At 72.5% G+C, this 18,862-nt stretch carries 25 protein-coding genes; 13 read left to right on the forward strand and 12 right to left on the reverse strand.

Translation table 11 applies throughout. From position 1 onward, the window contains the following. Nucleotides 1-187 precede the first annotated feature (187 nt). Nucleotides 188-661 carry an ATP-binding protein gene (locus tag ACODT5_RS04660; protein WP_422519554.1) on the forward strand — a complete coding sequence of 158 codons (474 nt, stop codon included), beginning with the start codon at nucleotides 188-190 and terminating at the stop codon, nucleotides 659-661. A gap of 68 nt (nucleotides 662-729) precedes the next feature. Here the strand turns inward: ACODT5_RS04660 and ACODT5_RS04665 are convergent, their stop codons facing one another. Next, nucleotides 730-1,074 carry an STAS domain-containing protein gene (locus tag ACODT5_RS04665; protein ID WP_422517906.1) on the reverse strand — a complete coding sequence of 115 codons (345 nt, stop codon included), beginning with the start codon at nucleotides 1,072-1,074 and terminating at the stop codon, nucleotides 730-732. 317 nt (nucleotides 1,075-1,391) lie between these two features. On the opposite strand from ACODT5_RS04665, the gene ACODT5_RS04670 reads away from it, so the two are divergent. The 5 genes from ACODT5_RS04670 to ACODT5_RS04690 all read left to right on the forward strand — a co-directional run bounded on the left by ACODT5_RS04670 (nucleotide 1,392) and on the right by ACODT5_RS04690 (nucleotide 4,478). Then, nucleotides 1,392-2,318 (forward strand): SigB/SigF/SigG family RNA polymerase sigma factor, encoded by a 927-nt coding sequence (locus ACODT5_RS04670; RefSeq protein WP_422517907.1) that lies wholly within the window; start codon nucleotides 1,392-1,394, stop codon nucleotides 2,316-2,318. Between the two features lie 9 nt (nucleotides 2,319-2,327). Beyond that, entirely contained in the window at nucleotides 2,328-2,687 is a 360-nt protein-coding gene (locus ACODT5_RS04675; protein ID WP_422517908.1) for an STAS domain-containing protein, read from the forward strand. Then, nucleotides 2,684-3,649, forward strand: a complete 966-nt coding sequence (locus ACODT5_RS04680) for an anti-sigma factor RsbA family regulatory protein (protein ID WP_422517909.1) — start codon at nucleotides 2,684-2,686, stop codon at nucleotides 3,647-3,649. Before ACODT5_RS04675 ends, ACODT5_RS04680 begins: the two co-directional genes overlap by 4 nt. A gap of 186 nt (nucleotides 3,650-3,835) precedes the next feature. Then, nucleotides 3,836-4,267 (forward strand): ATP-binding protein, encoded by a 432-nt coding sequence (locus ACODT5_RS04685; protein WP_422517910.1) that lies wholly within the window; start codon nucleotides 3,836-3,838, stop codon nucleotides 4,265-4,267. 88 nt (nucleotides 4,268-4,355) lie between these two features. Then, nucleotides 4,356-4,478 carry a hypothetical protein gene (locus ACODT5_RS04690; RefSeq protein WP_327250591.1) on the forward strand — a complete coding sequence of 41 codons (123 nt, stop codon included), beginning with the start codon at nucleotides 4,356-4,358 and terminating at the stop codon, nucleotides 4,476-4,478. A 67-nt stretch (nucleotides 4,479-4,545) separates the two neighbouring features. Here the strand turns inward: ACODT5_RS04690 and ACODT5_RS04695 are convergent, their stop codons facing one another. Then, nucleotides 4,546-5,616, reverse strand: a complete 1,071-nt coding sequence (locus ACODT5_RS04695; RefSeq protein WP_422517911.1) for a mechanosensitive ion channel family protein — start codon at nucleotides 5,614-5,616, stop codon at nucleotides 4,546-4,548. Nucleotides 5,617-5,745: 129 nt separating this feature from the next. Next, nucleotides 5,746-6,486: a VanZ family protein gene (locus ACODT5_RS04700; protein WP_422517912.1), complete on the reverse strand. Its 741-nt coding sequence runs from the start codon at nucleotides 6,484-6,486 to the stop codon at nucleotides 5,746-5,748. Nucleotides 6,487-6,710: 224 nt separating this feature from the next. Between ACODT5_RS04700 and ACODT5_RS04705 the strand changes: the two genes are divergently transcribed. The 4 genes from ACODT5_RS04705 to ACODT5_RS04720 all read left to right on the forward strand — a co-directional run bounded on the left by ACODT5_RS04705 (nucleotide 6,711) and on the right by ACODT5_RS04720 (nucleotide 8,843). Beyond that, complete coding sequence (locus ACODT5_RS04705; RefSeq protein ID WP_422517913.1) at nucleotides 6,711-7,076, forward strand: PRC-barrel domain-containing protein; 366 nt, start codon at nucleotides 6,711-6,713, stop codon at nucleotides 7,074-7,076. 196 nt (nucleotides 7,077-7,272) lie between these two features. Then, nucleotides 7,273-7,815 carry a hypothetical protein gene (locus ACODT5_RS04710; protein ID WP_422517914.1) on the forward strand — a complete coding sequence of 181 codons (543 nt, stop codon included), beginning with the start codon at nucleotides 7,273-7,275 and terminating at the stop codon, nucleotides 7,813-7,815. 1 nt (nucleotide 7,816) lies between these two features. Then, nucleotides 7,817-8,287, forward strand: coding sequence for a hypothetical protein (locus tag ACODT5_RS04715; protein WP_422517915.1), 471 nt, complete (start codon nucleotides 7,817-7,819; stop codon nucleotides 8,285-8,287). Between the two features lie 211 nt (nucleotides 8,288-8,498). Further along, complete coding sequence (locus ACODT5_RS04720; protein WP_422517916.1) at nucleotides 8,499-8,843, forward strand: SH3 domain-containing protein; 345 nt, start codon at nucleotides 8,499-8,501, stop codon at nucleotides 8,841-8,843. 104 nt (nucleotides 8,844-8,947) lie between these two features. Here ACODT5_RS04720 and ACODT5_RS04725 read toward each other — a convergent pair whose 3' ends face one another. From ACODT5_RS04725 to ACODT5_RS04745, 5 genes are all read right to left on the reverse strand, one after another. After that, nucleotides 8,948-9,244 (reverse strand): WhiB family transcriptional regulator, encoded by a 297-nt coding sequence (locus tag ACODT5_RS04725; RefSeq protein ID WP_422517917.1) that lies wholly within the window; start codon nucleotides 9,242-9,244, stop codon nucleotides 8,948-8,950. A 114-nt stretch (nucleotides 9,245-9,358) separates the two neighbouring features. Next, nucleotides 9,359-9,724, reverse strand: a complete 366-nt coding sequence (locus tag ACODT5_RS04730) for a DUF3618 domain-containing protein (RefSeq protein ID WP_422517918.1) — start codon at nucleotides 9,722-9,724, stop codon at nucleotides 9,359-9,361. 207 nt (nucleotides 9,725-9,931) lie between these two features. After that, nucleotides 9,932-10,087: a DUF6131 family protein gene (locus tag ACODT5_RS04735; protein WP_385381719.1), complete on the reverse strand. Its 156-nt coding sequence runs from the start codon at nucleotides 10,085-10,087 to the stop codon at nucleotides 9,932-9,934. 161 nt (nucleotides 10,088-10,248) lie between these two features. After that, nucleotides 10,249-11,385, reverse strand: coding sequence for a LacI family DNA-binding transcriptional regulator (locus ACODT5_RS04740; protein ID WP_422517919.1), 1,137 nt, complete (start codon nucleotides 11,383-11,385; stop codon nucleotides 10,249-10,251). Nucleotides 11,386-11,529: 144 nt separating this feature from the next. Beyond that, a complete protein-coding gene (locus ACODT5_RS04745) occupies nucleotides 11,530-13,413 on the reverse strand; it encodes a polysaccharide lyase 8 family protein (RefSeq protein WP_422517920.1) in 1,884 nt (627 codons plus the stop codon). A gap of 12 nt (nucleotides 13,414-13,425) precedes the next feature. On the opposite strand from ACODT5_RS04745, the gene ACODT5_RS04750 reads away from it, so the two are divergent. Next, entirely contained in the window at nucleotides 13,426-13,656 is a 231-nt protein-coding gene (locus ACODT5_RS04750) for a hypothetical protein (RefSeq protein WP_422517921.1), read from the forward strand. A gap of 24 nt (nucleotides 13,657-13,680) precedes the next feature. Here ACODT5_RS04750 and ACODT5_RS04755 read toward each other — a convergent pair whose 3' ends face one another. Then, nucleotides 13,681-14,196, reverse strand: coding sequence for a GNAT family N-acetyltransferase (locus ACODT5_RS04755; protein ID WP_422517922.1), 516 nt, complete (start codon nucleotides 14,194-14,196; stop codon nucleotides 13,681-13,683). An 87-nt stretch (nucleotides 14,197-14,283) separates the two neighbouring features. On the opposite strand from ACODT5_RS04755, the gene ACODT5_RS04760 reads away from it, so the two are divergent. Then, the gene (locus tag ACODT5_RS04760; protein WP_422517923.1) at nucleotides 14,284-15,429 is read left to right on the forward strand and encodes an SRPBCC domain-containing protein; all 1,146 of its coding nucleotides are present in this window, start codon (nucleotides 14,284-14,286) and stop codon (nucleotides 15,427-15,429) included. Nucleotides 15,430-15,471: 42 nt separating this feature from the next. Here ACODT5_RS04760 and ACODT5_RS04765 read toward each other — a convergent pair whose 3' ends face one another. Then, nucleotides 15,472-16,935 carry an MFS transporter gene (locus ACODT5_RS04765; protein ID WP_422517924.1) on the reverse strand — a complete coding sequence of 488 codons (1,464 nt, stop codon included), beginning with the start codon at nucleotides 16,933-16,935 and terminating at the stop codon, nucleotides 15,472-15,474. Between the two features lie 194 nt (nucleotides 16,936-17,129). On the opposite strand from ACODT5_RS04765, the gene ACODT5_RS04770 reads away from it, so the two are divergent. Then, nucleotides 17,130-17,747 (forward strand): TetR/AcrR family transcriptional regulator, encoded by a 618-nt coding sequence (locus tag ACODT5_RS04770; RefSeq protein WP_422517925.1) that lies wholly within the window; start codon nucleotides 17,130-17,132, stop codon nucleotides 17,745-17,747. Here the strand turns inward: ACODT5_RS04770 and ACODT5_RS04775 are convergent. Further along, the gene (locus ACODT5_RS04775; RefSeq protein WP_422517926.1) at nucleotides 17,668-18,393 is read right to left on the reverse strand and encodes a M15 family metallopeptidase; all 726 of its coding nucleotides are present in this window, start codon (nucleotides 18,391-18,393) and stop codon (nucleotides 17,668-17,670) included. The genes ACODT5_RS04770 and ACODT5_RS04775 overlap by 80 nt on opposite strands. Next, a complete protein-coding gene (locus tag ACODT5_RS04780; RefSeq protein WP_422519555.1) occupies nucleotides 18,390-18,797 on the reverse strand; it encodes a CorA family divalent cation transporter in 408 nt (135 codons plus the stop codon). The genes ACODT5_RS04775 and ACODT5_RS04780 overlap by 4 nt, the downstream gene beginning before the upstream one ends. Between the last annotated feature and the right edge of the window lie 65 nt (nucleotides 18,798-18,862).

The raw sequence follows: 18,862 nt of genomic DNA on the forward strand, positions 1-18,862 counted from the left end.
ATCACACCGGGGACAGTGCATCCTGCCTGCGGGAAAGGGAGACGGGCGGGAGGCCCGCGCACTCGGCCCGAACGAGGCCCGGGTGAAACCGGTTTGAAAGGCTCCGCGGGCTCCGGGGTACCCCGGCGGGTTCCGGGTAGACGAACCGGTGACATGCGCACACAACGGAGGAAACGGGGTGAAGGCGATGGCGGTCAAGGCTGTGGGCTGGGCCCGGTCGTTTCCCGTCTCGGAAGGCGTCCGGGCGGCACGGGAGTGGACGGCGGGGCACCTGGCGTCCCTGCCGCGGAGCGGTTCGGTGGCCGACACCGCGCATTCCGTGCTGATCTGCGTCTCCGAACTCGTCACCAACGCGCACCTGCACGCGGTCGGCACGGCGCACCTGGTGCTGACCTGGGACGGCCGCTGCCTGCACGTGAGCGTCGCGGACGGCGACCCGCGGCTGCCGCGGTACCGGGAGCCCGCTGCCGACGCGGGTGCCACGTCGGGCCGCGGGCTGGGGATCGTCACGGCGCTGGCCGACTCCCTGGACGTCCACGCGAGCCACGGCGGAAAGGCGATCACCGCCTGCTTCCGGCCCGGCGGCGGACCGGACCCGCATGCGCGGGAGCCGCGGAAACGGGAGTCGTACAAGCGGGAGTCGTACAAGCGGGAGTCGTAGAAACGGGAGTCGTAGAAACGGGAGTCGTAGAAACGGGAGTCACAGGCGTGGGAGTCGCAGGCGCGGGTTCACGCCCCGACTGCGGCCTCCACGCTCGCGTGCAGGGACAGGACCGTATCGGCCCCGGTCACCGCGAACAGCCTCCGCAACTGCTCGCCGGGGGCGGCGATGCGCAGGGTCGTGAGGCGGTGCAGCCGCAGGAGCAGGTTCAGGAACGAGGAGTCTCCGAAGGTGATGTCACCGGCGTCCAGCACCACCAGCGGATGCAGGCCGGCGGCCGCGGTCAGGGCCTCTTCCAAGGGAACGAGCGTGTCCTGGTCGAGCTCTCCCCGGGCCACCACCACCCAGCCGGCCCCCGCCGGGTAGCCGTCCCCGACCACGCCCTGCCCGTATCCGTCCCCTGCTCCGGTCATGTCCGCCTCCCCGGATCGTCTGTCGTACGTCTTTCCAAGGGAGTATGCCTGCTCGCCGCTCCGGCGCCCCCGCCAACGGGACGCGGTACCGGACGGCGCCGACCCCGAACGTCCCCCACAGCACGAGCCCGATCAGCGGCCAGACGAAGGCGTGCCCCCACGCCAACTGCCGCCCCGCTGTGCGGCGCAGGCACCCTTCGCCGGCGCCGTGCAGCGGGCCCCTGAGGAGAAATGACGACCACGAAGTGTGTAGACCCTCTCAGGCGGGGCAGAAGCGCCCCCGGCAGCCGTCAGTCAATCGGGAGGGAGCGGCCACCATGTATCGCTCGGCCACCGTTGTAGGCCCCATTCGTGCAGCAGACGCTGAAGTACCCGTGTGTGACCAGGAGTCCACGGGAGCGCCCACGCAGGACGCGGACCTGTTCCGGGTGGAGAACGCGCGGGAGATGGCGCCCTCCGACGCCCGGGAACTCTCGCGGCTCTTCTTCGCGAGGCTGCGCACCCTGGAGGAGGGGACCCGCGAGTACCAGTACACGCGCAACACCCTGATCGAGATGAACCTGTCGCTCGTCCAGTTCGCCGCGCGGCGCTTCCGCGCCCGCGTGCTCGGCGGCGGTCTCGACATGGACGACGTCATCCAGGTGGGAACCATCGGCCTGATCAAGGCCATCGACCGCTACGACACGGAGCGCGAGGTGGAGTTCTCCACCCTCGCCCTCCCGTACATCACCGGTGAGATCAAGCGCTACTTCCGCGACACCACCTGGGCCGTGCACGTACCGCGCCGCCTGCAGGAACTGCGCACGGAACTCGCCAAGGCCCAGGACGCCCTGAGCGATGTCCTCGGCAGGGCGCCGACGGTCAAGGAGGTCGCCCAGCATTTGGAGTTGTCCGAGGACGAGGTCATCGAGGGGCTGGTGGCCGCGAACGGCTACACGAGCAGTTCCCTCGACGCCGCCGCCGTCGACGGCGACGCGTCGTCCGTGGCGGGCCGCAGCGCCCGGCCGGCGGCGGAGCGCCACGGCGCCGTCGATCCCGGGATGGAACTCTTCGAGGACTTCCACACCCTGGCACCCCTGCTGGAGCAACTGGACGAGCGCGACCGGCTCATCCTGCAGCTGCGCTTCGGGCAGGAGAAGACGCAGGCGGAGATCGGTGCCGCGCTCGGCGTCTCCCAGATGCAGGTCTCCCGCATCCTGTCCCGGACCCTGGCACGGCTGCGCACCGGCATGCTCGCGGTGTAGGAAAGGACCATGAACTCCCCATCCGGCGCGGCGGCGGCCGGGGCGGGCGCGGGCGCGTCGGCCCCGCTGACCGCCCGGCCGTGGCAGGACCGTCCGGGCGCGCGCCTGACCGGCAGCTGCGACCTCGACACCCGCCAGTGCCTGTCCGCCGCGCTCGGAGCCGTGACCGCGATTCCCGGCCCCGTCGTCCACCTCGACCTTTCCGCCGTGGTCTTCCTCGACACGGCCGCGGTCGCCGCCCTCGTACGGGCGGCGGCCGCCCTCAGCGGGCAGGGCCGGCGCCTGTTGCTCCACGACCCGCCCTACTCGCTCCGCAAGGTCGTGGAGATGTTCCCGGACGAATGCGCCGCGCTGGAGGTCGCAGCATGATCACTGTTCCTGAGCCCGCCGGGCCCGGGGCGTTCGTCCATCCCGCCCTCTTCTACCAGGACCTCGACGCGTACGTGTCCGGTGTGGGCGGCTTCGTGCGCACCGCCCTGGCGGCGGATGAACCGGTCCTCGTCGCCGTCCCCGGCCCGCACCTGGACGCCCTGCGCGAGAGCCTCGGCGCGAGCGCCCCGGACGTCACCTGGACGGACATGACGGAGCTGGGCCGCAATCCCGGCCGCATCCTGGCCGCCTTGCAGGACTTCGCCGACCTGCACGTGAGCCGGGCGGCCCGGATCGTCGGAGAGCCGATCTGGCCCGGCCGCTCCCCCGCCGAGGTCCTGGAGGCCACCCGGCACGAGGCCCTCATCAACACGGCCTTCGCCGGCCGGCCCGCCAGCGTCCTGTGCCCGTACGACGTACGGGGGCTGGCGCCGGACGTGCTGGCCGACGCCCGGCGCACGCACCCCACGCTGATCGAGGACGGCCGGTCCCTGCCGAGCCCGGCGTACACCGACGCCGCGCGGGTGTCGGCGGACTGCGACCGGCCGCTGCCCGAACCCGAGGGCGGGGCGCCCCGGTTCGCGTACGCCCACGGAGGACTGGCCGAGGTGCGCGAGTACGCCGAGGCCTGGGCCCGCGGGACCGCACTGGCCCGGGCGCGCCGCGGCGACCTGGTCCTGGCCGTGAGCGAGGCCGCGGCCAACTCCCTGTCCCACGGGGGCGGGAAGGGCACCCTGCGTCTGTGGACCACCGGCGGCGCCGGCGGCGCCGGTACGGGAGTCGTCGCCGAGATCCACGACGCGGGCCTCCTGGCCGACCCCCTCGCGGGGCGCCGCCGCCCCTCGCTGGCCTCGGCCAACGGCGGGCGCGGCCTGTGGATGATCCACCAGCTCTGCGACCTCGTCGAGGTCCGGGCCCTGGACGACGGCTTCACGCTGCGGCTCCACATGACAACGCCCTGACACCGGAGGTCACCTACACTCGGGATCGGGCTCGGGTGTCCTCTGGCCGCTCGGGGGCATACGGACACCGGGACACCGACCACGATCTCGTCGGTCGGGCCGGTCCCGGGAACAGCGAACAGGGCAGCGGCGGCACGGGGGTGCGAGAGCACGGTGGAGACCATCGGAACGGAAACGGGAGATCCAGTGAGCGCCGGCCTTCCCGGTGGAGGCCAGCGGCGTCGCCTCGCCCTGACGGGCGTCGGGGGTGCGGTGGCCAAGGGCCGCGACTTCACCCGCCGGGCCCTGCGCGACTGGGGCTGGGACGGCACGGAGACCGCCGAGGACGCCCTGCTCCTCGTGTCCGAGCTGCTGACCAACGCCTCCCTGCACGCGGACGGCTGCCGTGAGCTCGTCCTCACGGCCGGGCAGACCCTGCGCATCGAGGTGTGTGACGGCACGACGGTCCTGCCCCTCCTCCACCCGGCCCCGCGGCGCGGCATGCCGGGCGGCCACGGCCTGCACATCGTGGAGCGGCTGTCCGACCGCTGGGGCACGGACACCCATGAGCAGGGCAAGGCCGTCTGGGCCGAGATCGAGGCGTCCCGTCTGGTGTCCGGCAGGCCCGCGGCGCGCTGACCGCAGCGGGGCCCTGCCCGCCGGGTCCGGTCGCCGGCCGTCCCGCGACGGGGTGCGTCGATCCGGCCGCCGGGGGCAGGAGCGCGTCATGACCTCTCATCAGCTCACCTCCCTGTCCCTGGCCCCGGCGATCGGGCCCTCCTGGGTGCACCTGCTCGTCATCGCGTTCGCACTGATCGTCCTCGTGCACACCCTCGCCCGGCACCGGTAGGAACCCGCGCGGCAGCCGACAGCCCGCAACCGCGTACCGTACGGGCCCCCGCCGGCCGGGAGTTCCGTCAGGGCCGCGGCCGCCCGTCCGTCGTGTCGTGCGCCGCCGGAGCCCGGTCCAGGAGGACGCGGGGCAGGGCGCCGGGGTGCTTCTCCGCCAGCCAGGCGACGAGCTCCTCGCGTACGGCGCAGCGCACCGTCCACAGGTCGTCGGCATCCTTGGCCGTGACGATGGCCCGCACCACGATGGTGGAGGGCGTCGTCTCCGTGACGGCGAGGTCCCAGCCGCGTCCGTCCCACTCCGGGCAGCCGTGCAGGATCTCGTGGACCTTGTCCCGTATGAGGTCCACGGGCGCGCCGTGGTCGCAGTGGAGGAAGACCGTACCGGTCATCTGGACGCCGCCGCGCGACCAGTTCTCGAAGGGCCGGGTGGTGAAGTACGAGACGGGCATGGTGATGCGGCGCTCGTCCCAGGTGCGTACGGCGAGGAAGGTGAGGGTGACGTCCTCGACCACCCCCCACTCGCCGGCGACCACGACGGTGTCTCCGATGCGCACCAGGTCTCCGAAGGCGATCTGGAAGCCCGCGAAGAGGTTGCCGAGGGTGGACTGGGCGGCCACGCCGGCCACGATGCCGATGATCCCGGCGGAGGCGAGCACGGAGGTGCCGAGCGCGCGGAAGCTCGGGAAGGTGAGGAGCATCGCGGCGACCGCGATCACGGCCGCGACGACCGTCACGACCCGCGTGATCAGCGTCACCTGGGTACGGACGCGGCGTACCCGGGCCGGGTCGCGGGTGCCGGTGGCGTAGCGGGCGTACCCCGACTCGACGGCGGCGGAGGCGACGACCACGATCAGCCAGGCCCCGGCGCCGATCAGGGCCAGGGAGAGGATCCGGCCCGCGGCGGCTGCGTTGTCCCGCAGCGGCGGCCATCCCGTCTGCCGGTAGGCGCCCTTGAACAGCGCGGCCAGCAGGACGATCTGCAGGGCGTGGCGGCAGCGGCGCAGCAGGTTCCACAACGGCGTTTCGGGGTGTCGCGCATCGGCGCGGCGGAGGAGTCGGTCTACGGCCCAGCCGGCCGCGGCGGTGAGCAGGATCGAGCCTCCCAGGACGGTCAGGAGGCGGAGTACGGTGTTCATGTCTCCCCAGTGGGTGGACGGCACGGACTCCCGCGCGCCTGCCCCACGACAGGGACCTGACACGGGGAGCGCACCGTCCGCGGGACCCGCTCCGAGGGCGGTGAGGTCGCTCCGGCCCGCGCGTGGGGCTCACTTCTCGCGGTGGAGGGCCTTCCGCCAGCCCGCGCGACGCGGCTCCGAGACCGGCTTGGGTTCCGGCGTCGGCTCCGGCTTCGGCCGCGAGTCCGGCTTCGGTTCCGGCTTCGGCTTGGGCCCCGACTCCGGCTTCGGCTTCGCTTCCGGCCCCGACTCCGGCCTCGGCGATGGCACGGGCGTGCCCTGCCGCGGCCGGCGGTGCCACCAGTGCCTGCGGCGCGGGTGCACGGCCCGGCCCAGGCGGCGGCCGATCAGCAGGTAGCCGAGGAGGGCTCCGGTGGTGTTGAGGATGACGTCGTCGATGTCGAAGACGCGTCCCGTGACGAGGGCGCCCTGGATCAGCTCCACCAGCGTCATCAGACAGACCGTCACCGCGGCGACGCGCAGCAGCCCCCGGGCCTGGGGCATGAGGACGGGCAGGAGCACTCCGAACGGCATTCCCAGCAGCAGGTTTCCGCCCAGCTGGCGCACCGCCTCGACGGTCGACGCCCCGTCCAGGTAGGCGTTGATCGAATGGCCGGGCCGGACGTTGCTGTGCACCAGGGCCACCGAGGCGGCGGACGGTTCCAGCGTGAGCCGGGCCAGGACCACGCTGAACAGGACGGTCCCGACGAAGGCGGCCACCATGGCCAGCGCCCGGACGGCCGGGTGCGCCGGACGGTGTCGTCGCCAGGTGCCCGCCACGGCTCCGCTGTCGGGGCTCTCGTCGCGCCGCAGCGCGTGTCTCCATGTCATGGCGGCCGTCTGCCCTGTGACGGGTCCGGTACGCGCGTCCGGCGGTGCGAGCCGGGTCGGGACCGGCGGGCCGTCGCACCGACGGCACGCGGAAGCGAATGAACGGGCGGAGCCGGGGCAGGCGAGTTGGCGCGGGGCACCGACAGTGCCCCGTACGACATCGAAAGAGAGGGGCGGCGGGCACTGCCCCGCCGCCCCCTGTCCGGAGAAGGAGTTGTTTTCGCGTGACTGAGCATGTGTGGAGCTACAGGTCGACCGCGGGCCACCTGACCGGTACCGATCTGATCGGGTACACGGTCGAGGCGACCGACGGCAGCATCGGCAAGGTCGACAAGCACTCCGACGAGGCCGGTGACGCCTACCTGGTCGTGGACACGGGGATCTGGATCTTCGGCAAGGAGGTCCTGCTCCCGGCGAGCACGGTGATCATCGTCGACGTGGACCGGGAGAAGGTCTACGTCGACGGCACCAAGGAGCAGATCAAGAACGCTCCGGAGTTCCACCGCGAGAAGCACCTCGACGACGTCGGCTACCGCGAGGAACTCGGGACCTACTACTCCATCGGCGGCTTCGGCGGCCGGATCATCTGACCCGGAGCAGCAGCCGGGCCCGGACTCGAAGAGTCCGGGCCCGGTGCCGTGCCCGCCGTCATCCCCGTACGCGTGCCCGTACGTTCTCGACGCTGCCGCAGCCGTTGGGTGCCGGCGGCGCCCGGGCGGGTTTGCCCGCCGCCCGGCAGGGCAACCGCGCCGACCGAGACCTGAAGCCCCCGAACGGAGGCCTGAGATGTCAACGAATTCACTAATAGCCGTCATCGTCGTGGCGGCGGTCGTCGTGATCGCGCTCATCGCACTGCTGTGGGCGCTGTCCCGGCGGCGCCACCTGCGCGCGCGGTTCGGCCCGGAGTACGAGCGCACCGTAGAGGAACGCGGGGACAGGCGGGCCGCCGAGCGCGACCTGCGCGCCCGTGAGGAACGGCACGGCCGGCTCGGCATCAAGAAGCTGCCGCCCGGGCGCAGGCAGGAGTACGCGGACGAGTGGACCGGGGTCCAGCAGCGGTTCGTGGACGAGCCCGGACGCTCCGTGGCCGAGGCCGACGAGCTGGTGACCCGGCTGATGGGTGAGCGCGGCTATCCCACCGAGGGGCACCGGGAACAGGTGCGGGACCTCTCCGTGGAGCACGGCCACACGCTGGAGCAGTACCGGGCCGCCCACGCGACGAAGGTGCGCGGCGGTGCGGGCGAGGCGACGACGGAGCAGCTGCGCGGGGCGATGGTGCACTACCGCACCCTGTTCGAGGAGCTGCTCTCCGACCAGAGGAGCCGATGACATGAAGAAGATCTACGAGGACAGCACCGGGCGGGGAACGCCGGCCGAGCCCGTGCTCACGGCGGAGGACCTCGCTCGTCCCACTCCGCCGCCGCCCCGCATGCCATCGTCGTCGGCGGCGGCGGCGGCGGCGGCGGCGGTGGCGGTGGCCGCGGACGGGCCCGCCGGCGGGCCGGCATCGGACCGGGAGTCCGGGGACGAGGCAGAACCGCTTCTGGGAGCCGCCGAGGCCGAGCGCTACCACTCCACGTGGAGCGAGATCCAAGGCCGGTTCGTGGACGATCCGCAGGAGGCGGTCCGGGCGGCGGACGCCCTGGTGTCGGAGGTCATGCTCAAGTTCTCGGACTCCCTTTCCGCACGCCGTGACGGGCTGGAGGAGCAGTGGAACCGCGGTGACCGGCCGGCCACCGAGGATCTGCGACAGGCTCTGCGCGCCTACCGCACCCTGGTCGACCGGCTGCTCGCCACCTGAGTCCCGGGCCCGGCGCAGGCATCCGGGGTCCTTCGCCGCGGTCGGCCGGGAGGGCGGCCGCGGCGAAGGACTCTGGGCCATCCGGAGCAACGGGGGCGTGTTCCCTCCGGGTCGCCGACCATCCACCGCCCGGTCGGTGGATAGTCGGTCGGGCGGGCGGGCGCACGGGCTGCCGGCCCCGCGGCCAGGCGATACAGGGAGAGTGGTTCCGATGGTGAAGAAGGCATTGCTGACGTACGCCTTGGCGGCCGGAGTGCTGATCGGGCCGATGAGCACGGCCGGTTGGGCGGCCGGCGGGCTCGCCGCCGGGCACGGGCAGGGCAAGTCCGGCCCCGTGGGCGTCGTCGAGTCCCGCGCACCGCTCAACGTCCGCGAGAAGCCGACCGTGTACTCGGACGTGGTGAAGAAGCTGCAGCCGCACGAGCGGGTGCTCCTCGTGTGCCAGAAGCGCGGGGGCTGGGTGGACGGCAACCCGGTGTGGTACCGCCTGCACGGGTCGAAGGGCTGGGTTTCGGCCCGCTACGTGCACAACCTCCAGCCGGTCCGCCCCTGCTGAGCGCGCGACGAGCGGTGGAAAGCCGCAAAGGGAACGGCCCCCGGTGTTCGGGGGCCGTTCCCTTGACGCGTTCCTTGGGCAATCCCTTTACCGGCACTCCGCGTTCACACGGTGGGGTGCAGTGCGGGCCTCCGGGCTCCCGCCGTGCGCAGTCCGCGCCTCTCGTGCGCGGTGAGCCCGCCCCAGACGCCGAACGGCTCTCCCACCTCCAGCGCGTGCCGCAGGCATTCGTGCTGCACCGGGCAGAGCGCGCACACCTCCTTGGCCGCGGCGTCCCGCGCCTCCCGGTCCGGGCGCTGCTCGCCCGTGGGGTAGAAGAAGAGGCGCGAGCCCAGTCCCCGGCAGGCGGCGTCCTCCTGCCACAACCAGTGGTGCTCGGAACGACCCGGCAGACGCGACACATTTCCCACCTCGGAACCTCCATCGGAGAAGGCCCGGATCCGGAACGGGTTCCGATCGGATCCGGGCCTGATTCGGATGCGCGATCGCTCCTCGTCTGACCCGGAACGGTCGGCTCAAACAGCGTGCCCGCGCCGTGCCCGGCGGCTGCGCCGGGCGAGCAGGGCCGCGGCCAGTACGCCCGCGGCCGTGACCAGCGCCGTCCGGTGGCTCCGCGCCGTGGTCGCTGCCCGCACGGCCTTGCCCCGTGCCGCGTCGAGCTTCCTCTCCTCCACCAGGCGGCCTACGTGCGAGGCCGCCGTCTCCCGCAGCCGCTCGGCGGTCTCGTGGACCCGCGCCGAGGCGCCCGCCCTGGAGACCAGCGCTTCGACCGTCCGGCCGAGTTCCTTGCGGGTCCGGGCGGCCTGCCGGCGCAGCGCCCGCGTGCTGGGGACGGACTTGTTTCCGTGCAGTCCGGTCGTCGCCATCGTCATGATCGTCATCGTCGGGGTTCCCTTTCCTTCGAGTCCTCCGTCTGCCCGCGGGCCGGCCGGGTACCGTCCGCCCGCGATGCCCGCCTGACGGGTGTGCTGCGCGGATACCCGGCAACGGTCCGATGACACGGCCGAGTTGCCCCGGAAACGGGCTGGTGGCCCGCCCCGAACGGGACGGGCCACCAAGGGGCCTGGATCGGGCGGTGCCACCGCCTGCTACCAGTAATGACGTCGGCCGCCCACCGCGTGTCCGACCGAGCCCATCAGCCACAGGACGGCCCCCACCACGAGCAGGATGACGCCGATGGTCCACAGAACGGAGATTCCGGTCAGGAATCCGATGAGCAGGAGGATGAGTCCGGCAAAGAGCATGATGTCCTCACTCGCGCGTCGGGAAAGCGGCGAAGCGGGTGGCTTCGCAGCGGTGCCTCGGCTCGCGTCTACCCTCGAACCGCGTCCCTATCTCCCGGCCCGCGAAGACGTCCGTGAAGACGTCCGTGACGGCGTCCCCGTGATGACGTCCTCGCGGTGCTTCAGTCGCGCTCGTCCACGCCGCAGGACTGCCGCACCAGCAACTCGGGCAGAAGGTCGAGATGGCGGCGCGCCGCGGGCTTCGCGGGCGAGGCGTTCTCCCGGATCCGCTGGAGCAGCAGCTCGACGGCGGTGGCCCCGACCTCGTACTTCGACGGGGCCACCGCCGTCAACGGCAGGTCGGAGAGGGCTGCGACGTCGTCGCCGTAGGCTACGAGGGCCAGGTCCTGGGGCACCCGGATCCGCTCGGCGCGGTCGCGCAGGCTCTGCAGGAGCAGGATCGCGTCGGTGTCGCTGAGTACGATCGCCGCGGTCACCTTGCGCGCGGCCACCAGCTCGGCCAGCCTGTCGGCCGCCGCGTCGATCTTCGCGTTGTCGATGTCGCCGCTGTAGAGGTCGATCGGTTCGATCGCGGGGCCGCGTACGCCGAACGCCCGCAGTGCGGCCTCGTAGCCGGCCTTGACCTGGACCGTGGTGGGACTGTCGCCCGCGACCAGGGCGATCTTCCGGTGTCCCAGCCCGACCAGGTGACGCACTGCCAGACCCGCGCCCCCGGCGTGGTCGCTGCACACGTGGTCCAGCCCGCCGACCGCGGTGCCCATGGCTCCGCGGCGCTCCACCAGGACCGCGGGTACGCCGAAGTCGGCGCCCGGCTCCGCCGGGCCGCCCACGCCCGTCGTCCAGCTCGGCGTGAGCAGCAGTCCGTGCACCCCGGCTTCGAGCATGCGGGCGGCCTGCAGCTCGTCCTGGTCGGGCTGGTAGCCGGAGAGCCCGAGGACCAGGCGCCCGCCGACCGCGGCCACCGCCTCCCGGGCGCCGCGGATGATCTCCCCGAAGTAGTGCTGGGACTGGGGGACGATCATGCCGATCAGGGGCGCCTCCCGGTCCGCGGCGGCGGCCGGGCGGGCCTCCGGGAGCACGTGCGCCGCGCCCCGTGACTGCGGGACGGGCGTGCCGGGCCAGTGCACGGCCCCCCGCACCCGGTCCAGGCGCCCCGCCGACGTCAGCGACTCCACGTCCCGGCGCGCGGTGACCGTCGAGATGCCCAGGTGATGGGCGAGGTCGGTGACGCGCAGCGTGCCGTGCTCCCGCACGAGTTCGAGAATCCGCTCATGGCGTTCGTCCACCGTGTACCGCACACCGTCTCCCGTGGTCTCTGGGGACTGCTTCCCCGGGGCCAGCCTACTCGTGCGATCAGACGGCGCGCTTTTCCGTTCTGATCGATCGATCCTGGCGATCGGATTATCGATCTCTCCGCGGGACGCGCACCGCTGCCCGCCGGATCAGCCGGGCGTGACCGTGATCCGCTGGGTGGCGCCCGCCTTCGCGGCCGTGTCGACGCGGATCTTCAGCGAGGCTCCGGTGGCGAGCACGGTGACCGAGGGGTCCTGCGACACCACGGCGGACACGGCCCGGTTCCAGGTGATGTCCACCGTGCCGACCGTCTGGGTCGGGTTGGAGACGCACAGGGTCGCCGAGGCGCCGCTCTCCCGGACCACGACGGAGGCGGCAGCGGTGGAGGTCAGCGGCCCCACCGTGCCGGTTCCGTAGAAGTTGACGGCGGTGAACCCGCGCGAGGGCACCGACACGCCCTGCTGGTTGCCGGTGTTGGCGAGTACGGTCAGCCAGCCGGTGTCGGCGGCCCGGGCGGCGGTGGCCGTGGTGTCCGCGCCGGGCATGAGGACGTAGGCGTAGGCGCCGCCGGACGGGTTGGTGCCGTGGTCCACCCAAAGGGTCAGGTAGCGGCGGGTGAACGGGGCGGTGGATCCGGAGCCGTTGACCTGGCTCCAGCTGCCGGTGCGCTCCTGGCGCAGGGCCTTGACCGTGGCGCCGCCGGGGAAGACGTACCCGCCCATGCCGGCGAGGGTGGCCCAGTTCGCGCCGGTGAGGGTGGCGGACCAGCCCGTGGTGGAGGGCTGGACCACGCCGTTCACGGTGAGGGTGTGGGTGCCGGCCGAGCCGAGGTTGCGGTTCTCCACGGTCGTCTCGACGCCCGTACCGTCGGAACAGCCGATGCCGGCGCCGAGGCAGACGACCGAATCGTCGAGGAAGAACCAGGACTTGCGTCCGCCGAGGGTGGACTGGAGTCCGCGGATGTCCATGCCGAGGGCGGCGTACCTCCCGTCGGTGGCTCCGCCGGCCCAGCTGGACGTGGGCCTCGGACCGCCGAAGTCGCCGCCCGCCCCGTCGGCGAGCACCTTCTTCGAGACCGTGGTGCCCGGCAGCCGGTACGGGTCGACGGTGGGCCAGAACGCGTCGGAGAACTGGCCCAGGGTGACGTCCTTCCACCAGTACAGCATTCCGGAACCGGTGTGCCAGCCGCGCTTGTTCTCCTGGTTGCCGAATTCGTAGAAGGCGACCCGGGCCGAGGACATGGACAGGGCCGCGGCCCAGCCGGGCCGGCGGTGCGTGGCGCGGTCGGCCGAGCCGAAGACGCGGTGCCCGACCGGTTCGGCGACGGCGGTCAGGGCTGCGTCGTCGCGCGCGGAGACCAGTCGCGACAGCGACGCCGGGTCCAGGCCGGGGTTGGCGGCGAGGCCGAGGTAGTAGTCGCGCTGGAGCCAGCCCTTGACCAGGCCGCGCCAGCGGGTCCGCTCGGTGCTGCTGCTCGCCGCCACGGCCAGCATGAGGAGGGCCGCCATCAGGCCGTGGGCCCGGGCGTGGTCGCTGCCCGCGAATCCGCTGGTGCTGGTGGCGGAGAGGCCGCGGCTGATCGCGCGGCCGGAGACCGCGTCCATGAGGACGCCGTTGTAGAGGAACGGCGCGAAGGAGTCCTCCACCGCGTCCAGCATCAGCTGCTTGTCCGGGTCGGTCACGTCCCAGGCGGAGTCCTTGAGCAGGGCGAAGATCCAGGCCAGGCCGCTGATGAGGACCGCGCCGTAGGAGCCCGCGTAGGGGATGGAGGCGTGCTGGATGAAGGATCCGTCGCGGTAGAAGCCGTCGCCCGAGGTCACGTAGGGGAAGACCGGGGAGAGCGCGTCCCGCCCGACCGCGATCTTCGCGGGGGCCTTCCCGACCACCCCGCGCAGGGCGAGCACCTTGCAGAAGTCCACGCGGTTGGCTCCCGTGCTGTGCCCGGAGTACGAGGCCACCTCCGCCTCGGGCAGGAAGTGGTCCACGGCCGCGCAGTAGTCGGCGACCTGGGCCGCCGAGAGGCTGTCGTACATCAGCACCTCACCATGCGCCCGTACGAGCAGATCACCGTGCGCGGGCTGCCCGTCGCCCGGGTCCGGGAGGTCACCCTGCTGGGGACCGGTACGGCCCTGGAGTGGTCGGTCCAGGCCCAGCTGAAGGACATCCACACCGCGGCCGCCGATCCGCTCGGCGAGCTGCGCGTGGAGATCCCGGGCGAGCTGCTCGACGATCTCTGCACGGTGGTCGCCGTGGAGCTCGGGCCGGAGCGGCGGTAGGCACCGGTCGGCCGGTGGCGCCGTTCAGGCCGACGGCCCGGCCAGGTCGAGCTCGTAGACCTGGCCGACCAGATCGGCGCCGAAGCTGTGGTGCGGCTCCTCCTCCACGAGGCGGAAGCCGGCGGCCAGGTAGATCCCGCGCGCGGCCACCAGGGTGTCGTTGGTCCACAGCCGGATCCGCCCGTACCCCGCCTCACGGGCGAAGTCCACGCACTGCGCGACCAGGCGCGAGCCCAGGCGGTGGCCGCGTGCGGCGGGGTCCACGAGGAGGATCCGCAGCTTCGCGGTGCCCTCGCCGTCCTCGTCGCCGGCCACGCAGAACACGCTGCCGACCCGGCGGCCGTCCAGTTCGGCGATCCAGGCCGCCTCGCGGGAGGGATCGTGGGCGGCCGCGTAGTCCGCGACGATCCGCGCGACCAGGGCCTCGAAGCTGCCGTCCCAGCCGAATTCCTTCGCGTACTGCTCACCGTGGGCCATGACCACCCAGCCGAGATCGCCCGGCTCCCCCAGCGGCCGGATCACCGCGCGGACCTCGTTCATGGGAACCCTCTCTCTGATCCTCGGCATCACCGAACCGCTGACCGCCAAGCTACTGAAACGACTGTTTCAGTAAAGCATAATGTCCGGATGACCCCCTCCGCCCGTGACGACTCCGCCCACAACGACCCAGCCCGCGCCGATTCAGCCCGCAAGCAGCAGCTCCTGGAGCTTGCCTACGCGCACGTCCTCGACCACGGGCTGGCGGACATGTCCCTGCGGCCCCTGGCCGAGGCCATCGGCAGCAGTCCGCGCGTCCTCCTCTTCCTGTTCGGCAGCAAGGACGCCCTGGTGCAGGCGCTGCTCGCGCGGGCCCGGCAGGACGAGACGGGGATGCTCGAAGCCGTGCACCGGGCCCGGCCGGAGCACGGCCTCGCCCGCACGGGCGAGCTGGTGTGGAGCTGGCTGGCCGACCCGGGCCACCGCAAGGTGCTCACCCTCTGGGTCGAGGGTTACTCGCGCTCGCTGAGCGGTGGCACGGGACCCTGGGCGGGCTTCGCGGAGCGGACCATCGCCGACTGGCTGGAGGTCTTCGCGGCCGCCCAGCCGCCGGCCCGTCGCGACACGCCCGAGGGGCTCGCCGAGCGGACCCTGCTGCTCTCGGTCCTGCGCGGGGCGCTGCTGGACCTCCTGGCCAGCCGTGACGAGCAGCGCACCACGGCGGCCGTGACCGCCCACCTCCGCACGCTGGAGGCCCCCGCCGACGGCGCTCCGACGCCCCGGGACCGGCCCGGGAACGGATCCCCCGGCAGGACCGACCGCGTCGCCCGGACGGTCGCGGCGCCACGGGCGGCCGTCTACGCCGCCCTCCTCGACCGCGAGTCCCTCGAAGCGTGGCTTCCGCCTGACGGGATGAGCGGGCGGATCGAGCAGTGGGACCCGCGGCCCGGGGGCGGCTTCCGGATGGTCCTGACCTACCTCGATCCCGCCGCGAGCGCCGCCGCGGGCCCCGGCGCGGGCCCCGGCAAAGCCTCAGCCGCGACCGACGTGGTCGACGTACGGTTCACCGGCCTGGTGCCCCCGGAGCGCGTGGTGCAGCAGGCCGTGTTCGAGTCCGACGACCCGTCGTACGCCGGCACCATGACGATGACCTGGCACCTCGCCGCCTCCGGCGAGGGCACCGAGGTGACCGTCACGGCCACGGACGTACCGCCGGGCATCGACCGGGTCGACCACGAGGCGGGCATCGCCTCCTCGCTGGCCCACCTGGCGTCGTACGTCGAAGCGGCCCGGTGACCCCGGCGACCTGGACTGACCTGAGGCAGGCCCGAGGCGGTGCTACTTGCTCATCGGGCTGGGGGCCGGTTCGGACGTGGGCCCCGGCTGGTCCACCCGAGCGGGCTGCTGCGGCCGGAGGGTGGGGATCAGCGCGGCGATGGCCCCGGACAGCAGGGCGAAACCGCCACCCATCAGCAGGCCGGTGCGGAAGCCCGCCTCCGAGGTGAAGGTGAACCCGCCGGCCGTGGTGGTCATCTGAGCCAGCACCACGCCGACGACCGCGGCGCCGACCGAGGTGCCCAGGGAGCGCATGAGGGCGTTGAAGCCGTTGGCGGCGCCGGTTTCCGTCACGGGGACCGCGCTCATGATCAGAGCTGGCATGGCCCCGTAGGCGAGGGCCACACCGCTGTTGATGACCATGAAGGCGACCATCAGCCCGGCGGCCGTGCCGGAGAAGAGGAGCGCGACGCCGTAGCCCGCGGCCAGGACGAGCGCTCCGCTGACGAGGGTGGTCTTCGGGCCGCGCGCGTTGGTGAGGTTGCCCCCGAGGGGGGAGACGGCCATCATCATCAGCCCGCCGGGGAGCATCCACAGGCCGGCCGCCAGCATGGACTGGCCCAGGCCGTAGCCGGTGGCGGCGGGGAACTGCAGCAGTTGCGGGACCACCAGCATGCCGGCGAACATGCCGAAGCCGATGGAGACCGAGGCGAGGTTGGTCAGCAGGACGCGCGGGCGGACCGTGGCGCGCAGGTCGACCAGCGGGTCGGTGGTGCGCCATTCGAACCACCCCCAGGCGGTCAGGACGACCACGGCGGTGGCGATCAGGCCGAGGGTGCCGGCCGAACCCCAGCCCCAGTCGGCGCCCTTGGACACGAACAGCAGCAGGGACACCAGGCCCGCCGCGAGGCCCAGCGCGCCGACCACGTCGAAGCGCTGCCCCTTGGCGGCGGCCGGACCGTCGGGGACGAAGGCCATGATCATGACGGCGACGCAGCCGGCGATCGCCGCGGACCCCCAGAACAGGAAGCGCCAGCTCGTGTACTGGGCGACGGCCGCGGAGACCGGGAGGCCGATGCCGCCGCCGATGCCCATGGACGCGCTCACGAGGGCGATGGATGAACTGAGCTTCTCGGCCGGGAGGATGTCGCGGAGCAGGGCGATGCCGAGCGGGATCATGCCCATGCCGACGCCTTGCAGGCCGCGCCCGATGATCATCTGGACGACTCCGCCCGCCAGCGCGCACACCACCGATCCGACGATCAGGGGTATGCAGCAGGCCAGGAGCATGCGGCGCTTGCCGAGCATGTCGCCCAGGCGACCACTGATCGGTACGCACACGCCTGCGACCAGGAGCGTGGCGGTGATGACCCAGGCCGCGTTGGAGTGGGAGGTGTGGAGGATGTTCGGCAGGTCGGCCAGCAGCGGCGTGACCAGGGTCTGCATGACGGCTGCGGCGATGCCCGCGAGGGCGAGCGTCGCGATCACCTTGCCGGTGCGGGGGGCGGCCGTGGGCGGCTGTTGCATGAAGGGTCCTAGGCGCGTGGGCCGCAGGCCCGGCCGGCGGGACGGCGCGGGGCGCACGGGGTGGGGAGGGGACTGTCCGGCGAGGCCTGGGTACAGGGTCGGCGCACACCACAATCAGTAGTCAACTATCAGTTCGCGGTGGGCGACGTGTCAACCAGATCCGATCGTCGACTATCAGTTGTATTCTCGGCAGCGTGCCGACCGAAAGCCCCAAGCCCCTGCGCGCCGACGCCGTGCGCAACATCGAGAAGATCGTCGGAGCGGCACGAGACGTGTACGCCGAGCTGGGTCCCGATGCGCCGCTCGACGAGATCGCCCGGCGGGCCGGGGTGGGGATCGCCACGCTCTTCCGCCGTTTCCCCGACAAGGCCGCCCTGCTCCGGGCCGTGCTCGACCAGCAGTTCACGCAGGACGTCCTCCCCGCCATCGACCGCGGGCTGGCCGACGAGGACCCCCGCCGCGGCCTGACCGTCGTACTCGAAGCCGCCCTGACCTCGGCGGCCGACGAGCACCACGTGCTGACGGCCGCCCGGAAGGCCGGCGCCCTCTCGGCGGAGACCAGCGCCCGGTTCTTCGACGCGCTCGACCCGCTGGTGACCCGCGGGCAGCGGGCCGGGGTGATCCGGGACGACCTCGTGCCCGACGATGTGAAGAGGATCGTCACCATGCTCGTCAGCGTGCTGTGGACCATGGACCCCGCCGAAGAGGGCTGGCGCCGCTACGTGACCCTGGTCATGGACGGCCTGAGTCCGGCCGCGGCGAGCCCCCTGCCCCATCCGGCTCCCCCGCTGCTGCGCCGCCCGCAGGAGTGATCTCCTTCGGGCCGTAGAGCGCCGCGGCCTCCCCGGTGAGCAGAGCCCAGTAGCGGTCGCCGAAGGACCAGTGCCACCATTCCGTGGGGTAGTTCACCAATCCGGCGGCGGTGAGGGCGGCGCCCAGCAGCTCCCGGTTGGCACGGGCCTCCTCGCCGAGGCCGGCGGCGTACGTGTAGCAGGCGCCCGCGCTCTCCTCCGGGTCCGCGTTCATCCGCGTGCCCATGTCCAGCTCGCACCCGTCGGCATCGGCCAGCGTCAGGTCCACGGCCGCACCGGCACTGTGCGGGGCGATCGCGGGCGGGGAGACGTAGCGGCTCGCGGCCGTACGGATCCGGTCCTCGCTCCACCCGGGGTTGTCCGCCCGCAGCAGGCCGGCGTACTCCTCGAAGTACGTGCGCTGGAGCGAGGGCGGCCGGTACCCCTCGACGAACAGCAGCCGCAGGCCCCGTGGCAGGGTCCGCTGGGCGTCGAGCAGGCGTGCCAGCACGCCTTCCCGCAAGTACGCGAAGGCGTCCGCCGGGTCCTGTTTGCGTACGTCGACCAGCAGGTGGCCGCCGCGGCGGACGTCCACGAGGCGTTCGCCGCACTCCTCGACGGGTATCGCCGCGACCTTCGGGTCCGACATCAAGATGATCTCGCTCATCGCTTGATCATCGCGCATCGTTCAGATCCAGTCGCGCCGCTTGAAGCCGAAGTAGAGGGCCACGGAGGGTGAGCATCAGGCCGGAGGAGACCAGGAAGCCGGTGTGCGTGCCGTCGCCCGGGAAGGGGACGTTTCTGGCCGTAGAAGCCGGTGATCGCGGTCGGGACGGCGATGATCGAGGCCCAGCTGGTGACCTTCTTCATGATCAGGTTCAGCCGGTTGCCCTGGACGTTGAGGTTGGTGTCCATGACCGAGTTCACCAGGTCGCGCAGGGATTCGGTCCACTCGGTGGCCCGCAGGACGTGGTCGTAGACGTCCTGGTAGTACGGCAGCATCGCGGGGCTGACGGTGTGCAGGTCGCGGCGCAGCAGGGTGTTGACCACCTCGCGCATGGGCAGCACCACCCGGCGCAGGAGGACCAGGTCCTTGCGCAGGGCGTACGAGCGCCGCTGGACAGTGCGGACCCTCG

Origin of the sequence: Streptomyces tatrensis, assembly GCF_049310065.1 — a bacterium.
Classification (GTDB): Bacteria; Actinomycetota; Actinomycetes; order Streptomycetales; family Streptomycetaceae; genus Streptomyces.